The organism is Rhizobacter sp. P3_C12 (genome assembly GCF_056402735.1).
The window spans coordinates 1-4,383 of the sequence record NZ_JBFUGW010000396.1 but is presented as its reverse complement, the minus strand read 5'-3'; the positions used below and the strand labels follow the sequence as shown (position 1 = coordinate 4,383).

General features: G+C 70.7%; 3 protein-coding genes and 1 pseudogene. All 4 read right to left on the bottom strand.

The genetic code is table 11. The features are described from left to right. Positions 1 to 418, bottom strand: a pseudogene (gene aroE / locus AC1DXV_RS31855) (shikimate dehydrogenase); the annotation flags it as partial. Between the two features lie 24 nt (positions 419 to 442). Then, entirely contained in the window at positions 443 to 1,303 is an 861-nt protein-coding gene (locus AC1DXV_RS31850; RefSeq protein ID WP_477872836.1) for an energy transducer TonB, read from the bottom strand. A gap of 7 nt (positions 1,304 to 1,310) precedes the next feature. Next, entirely contained in the window at positions 1,311 to 3,380 is a 2,070-nt protein-coding gene (locus AC1DXV_RS31845; protein ID WP_477937486.1) for a ribonuclease catalytic domain-containing protein, read from the bottom strand. A gap of 37 nt (positions 3,381 to 3,417) precedes the next feature. Next, on the bottom strand, positions 3,418 to 4,005 hold the full coding sequence (locus AC1DXV_RS31840) for a YqiA/YcfP family alpha/beta fold hydrolase (protein ID WP_477937484.1): 588 nt from the start codon (positions 4,003 to 4,005) through the stop codon (positions 3,418 to 3,420). Between the last annotated feature and the right edge of the window lie 378 nt (positions 4,006 to 4,383).

Below are 4,383 nucleotides of genomic sequence, written 5' to 3'. Positions count from 1 at the left end.
GCAGCGGGCCCAGCGCGCCGGCCGCGCCGCCGCCCGCGCCGACCACCAGCACGCGCTGCCCGGCGAGCGCGCGTTCGGCATTGCGTTCGATGTCGCGCACCAGGCCGCAGCCGTCGGCGTTGTCGGCCAGCCAGCCGTCGCGCTCGTCGAAGCGCAGGATGTTGGCGGCCCCGGCCAGCGCCGCGCGGTCGGTGCGCCGTGCCGCCAGGTCGAAGGCGTCGAACTTGAACGGCACCGTGACGTTGCAGCCGCGCCCGCCTTCGTCGGCGAAGCGGCGCACGGTGTCGGCGAAGCCGTCCAGCGGGCACAGCAGCCGGTCGTAGTGCAGCGCCTGGCCGGTCTGTTCGGCGAAGCGCGCGTGGATGAACGGCGACTGGCTGTGCTGCACCGGATTGCCGGCGACGACGTAGCGGTCCATGGGTGTGTCTCGTCTCGGCGCGCCTCAGCGCGTCTCGGGGGCGCTCAGCGTGGTCTCGAGGCCTTCTTCGCGGGTGAAGCGGAAGCGCGAGGTGATCACCAGCTGGTCGGCGCGCTTGCGCATCTCGGTGCTGAACTGGCCGAACGGCGCGGCCGCGCGCACGATGGCCTGGGCGCGCTTGTCGAGCAGCGGCGACTTCGACGGCCGCACGATCTCGGTCTCCAGCACGCGGCCGGCGGCATCGATCGTGATCACCATCATCAGCTCGCCGTAGATCTTCTTGCCCTGCGACTCGGGGAAGTTGCGGGTGCCGCGGTCCTCGATCTTGCGGCGCAGCGAGTCGTAGTAGATCGCGTACAGCTCCTCGCGCGTGGCCGGGCTGATGTAGCGCTTCTTCGGCCGCGAGTTCTCTTCATTGATGCGCTTTTCGATCTCGGCCAGCAGCTGCATCAGCTGGCGGCGGCGCTCCTCCTGCGCGCGCGCCTGCGGATCGCCGCGGTCGCGCTTCGGGTCGGGGGCCGGCAGGTAGGCCAGCTCGCGGCGCACCTGCGCGAGCAGCTGCTGCTGGGTTTCCTGCAGCTGCTCGATCTGCTTGTGGGCTTCGTCGGCCGAGTCGCCGAGCTCGATCAGCGCCGACGACGGCAGCGGCGAGGTGGCGCGGCCGCGCTCGGCCTCGCCGCCGCCGGCCAGGTTGCGCTGCGCGATCGCCTGCGGCTTGACCGGGGCCTCGGCCGAGCTGCCGTTGACGAGGATCACCTCCAGCGGCGTGTCCTGGAACACGCGGTTGAAGCCCTCCGGGTCGACGAAGCGCACCACCAGCAACAGGGCATGCACGCCGATCGACACCGCGAGCGCGATCTGCAGGGTGGAGAACTTCTTCAGCATCGGTCTCTCAGGCGGCAGGGGTGGCGGCGGTGGCCGCATCGGAGGAGGGAGCTTCTTCGTCGCCTGCATCGGCGGCCACGTCGATCGCGAGCGTCAGCGGACCGGCGGCCACCTCCTCGCTGTCGGCCTCGGCATCCTCGACGACCGCGTCATCGGCCGAGGTGTCCGGATCGTCGATGCGCGACAGCACGCTCGCATGCACGTCCAGCGTCAGCAGGTCGGTGCCGGTGATGCGCACCTTCACGCGCGCGCCGCGCGGCAGCCGGTCGGCGCCGACCGCGCGGAACACGAGCGGCAGCGTGTCGGCGCGCACCAGGCCTTCCTTCATGACCGCGGCGTCGAGTTCGGCGATGCCGTTCTGCTCCAGGTACTTCAGCGTCCAGTAGCGCTCGATGCCCGACTGGAAGCCGTTGTAGGCGCTGTAGGCCGCATCGAAGCTGGAGATCACCGAGAACAGCGCGGCATCCTTCGGCTTGAACGGCGCGGCCAGCGCCGCGGTGCGGCCGTGGCGCGCGCAGGCGACGATCTGCCACTGGTTCAGCAGGTCGACATAGCGGCGCAGCGGCGACGTGGCCCAGGTGTACTGCGCGACGCCCATGCCGGCGTGCGGCGCGGCCTTGGTGCCCATGCGCACCTTGACGCCCGGCGCCATGCTGGCCTGGCTGCGGTAGATGCCGGGCACGCCGAGCTCGTTGAGCCAGCCGCCCCAGGTGCTGTTGGCGAGGATCATCGCCTCGGCGACGATCAGGTCGAGCGGCGAGCCGCGCTGGCGCGTGCCGATGCTGACGCGCTCGTGGCCCTGCGGCTCGGCGCCGTCATTGCCGTCGAGCTTGAAGTTGTAGTCGGCGCGGTTGAACAGCTCCGGCTTGCCGCGCACCTGCTCGCGGCCGGCCTTCAGGTGGCGGGCCAGGCGGAAGCAGAACGCGAGTTGCGGCGCGAACTCGTAGCCCGCCGGCGCCTCGCCGAGCAGCGTGGCCTCGGTGATCACCGCGTCGAGCTGGTCGTGGCGCAGGTTGGCGGCGATCGGCACCCGCTCGAGCTTCGTCTCGCTGCCGGTCACCTTCAGCGTGGCCTCGTCGAAGCTGACGTACAGCGACACGGCCGGGCAGTCGCGCCCGGCCTGCAGCGTGTAGGCCTGCACCACGTCGTCGGGCAGCATCGTCAGCTTGTAGCCCGGCATGTAGACGGTCGACAGCCGGTCGCGCGCGACCTTGTCGACCGGGCTGTCGGGCGCGATCGCGAGGCTGGGCGCCGCGATGTGCACGCCGAACACCACGGTGCCGCTGCCCAGGCCCTGCACCGACAGCGCGTCGTCGATCTCGGTGGTCTGCGAATCGTCGATCGAGAACGCCTGCACGGCCGCGACCGGCAGGTCGTCCTTGATGGCCGGGGCCGACAGCGGCGGGAAGGCCGTGCCCTTCGGGAAGTTCTCGAACAGGAAGCGCCGCCAGTGGAACTGGTACGGCGAATCGATCGCGCCGGCGGCGGTCAGCAGGTCGAGCGGCGCCTTCTGCGCGCGGCGCGAGGCCTCGACGACGGCCTTGTACTCGGCGGCGTTCTTGTCGGGGCGGAACAGGATCTTGTAGAGCTGCTCGCGCACCGGCGCCGGGCACTGGCCGGCCGCCAGCTCGGCGGCCCAGGCCTCGATCTGCGCGGCCAGCAGCTTCTTGCGCTCGATGCCGAGCAGCGCGGCCTTCACGATCTCTTCCGGCGCTTTCTTGAACTGGCCCTTGCCGAGGCGGCGGAAGTAGTGCGGCGCCTCGAACAGCCGGAACAGCGCGGCGGCCTGCTTCTCGACGCCGGCCTTGCTGTCGAAGTAGTCGCGCGCCAGGTCGGCGAAGCCGAACTCGGCATCGGGCGCGAATTCCCAGGCCAGGTCGAGGTCGATCTCGCGGGCGAGCCGCTGGCCCTCGGCGATCAGCTCGGCCGGCAGCGGTTTCTCGAACTTCAGCAGCACGTTGGCTGCCTTCACCTTCACGCGCTTGCCCGAATCGAGCTCGATCTGCATCGAGCTGTCGGCTTCGGTCATCACGCGGCCGGCGAGGAACTTGCCGGCGTCATCGAACAGTGCATACATGGGGTGGGATTGTCGCGGAAAGCTCGGCCGATCCCGGTCAGGGCGAGGCGCCAAGCTGCAGGAAATGCATCAGGTGGGGCAGGTGTTCGTCGAACCCGCTCAGCGCATGGTCGCTGCCCTCGACGATGCGCAGGTGGGCGCCGCGGTAGCGCTCGCTCATCTCGCGCCAGTCGAGCACCTCGTCGCCGGTGGCGATCACCGCGAAGTAGCGCGACGGTTTGGCGAGCGTGCCCGGCGTCATCGTGCGCAGCTGCTCGACGTAGGCCGGCACGAAGAAGAAGCGCTCCTCGCTGTGCCAGGCCTTCGTCTCGCCGATGTGGCCGGCCAGGTCGCGGGCCGGGTCGACGGCCGGGTTCAGCAGCACCGCCGGGCAGCCGAGCTGCTCGGCCAGCACCGTGGCATAGAAGCCGCCGAGCGAGCTGCCGATGATCGCCAGGCGGTCGTGCGGCCAGCCCGCCAGCTCGGCCTGCAGGCCCTCGATCGCCTCCTGCGGCGACGGCGGCAGCTGCGGGCACCACCAGCGCACGCGCGGTGCATGGCGCTTCACCCAGGCCTCGACCTGGCGCGCCTTGGTGGACTGCGGTGACGAACGGAATCCGTGCAGGTAGAGGAGGTGGGTGGTCATGAAGCGTGAGGAATGCACATCCGGCGCGCATGGCTCGCCGGCCTGCGGGTTTCCGATCGGCTGGGGCACGGAACCTGCAAAGCGCGACGGAGTCTAGCTCGGCGTTCCACGGGGTGGACGCCCGGCGCAACGCTCTACACTTTGTTTCCACGCGGCCTCCATCCGACGACCGCCCCCGGCCCCTCCAGTCGCTTCCCACAAGGACACCGTTGACGTGAAAGATGACTCCCTGATCCTGTCGAGATCCGGCGCGCCTGCGGGCCTGTCGCTGGTGCTGTCCGGCCTGCTGCTGCAAGGCTGCGTCACCACGGTGCAACCGGCCGCACCGCCGGTCGTCGTGATCGCCCCGGCCGGGGCCGCGTCGGCGCCGGTCAGCGC